The organism is Idiomarina sp. UBA4206, from assembly GCF_002383015.1.
Taxonomy (GTDB): Bacteria; Pseudomonadota; Gammaproteobacteria; order Enterobacterales; family Alteromonadaceae; genus Idiomarina; species Idiomarina abyssalis.
In genome coordinates, this window is sequence record NZ_DFTS01000019.1 from 73,114 (window position 1) to 73,426 (window position 313).

Genomic DNA, 313 nt, shown 5'->3' on the forward strand with positions numbered 1-313 from the left:
CTCCTTCTCGCTGTATGAAAACCACAATGTAAGGAATGGCGAAAGCAGCCGCTACCAATAACGCACGTGATACTACAAAGTGACCAAACTGACGATTCTGCCAAAGCAGCGACATGGATTTTACTGCTTCGGTCAACGCATTGCCGCCGCCTTCTGTTGCCCCCGCAACTTCAGGGATCCCTGCATAAAGCAGTGCAGCAACCACCCATAACGCGACTCCCGCCCCTAGAAGAGCAACAAACAGAGGCCGCTGACCATCCATCTCCGGAGCAAAAATGATAACGAGTGCAGTGAGTAAGGTCAGCAGTCCGGG

General features: G+C 52.7%; 1 pseudogene. It reads right to left on the minus strand.

Annotated features, from left to right (window positions below):
• Positions 1-313: pseudogene (locus tag B3180_RS04290) on the minus strand (MFS transporter permease); the annotation flags it as partial.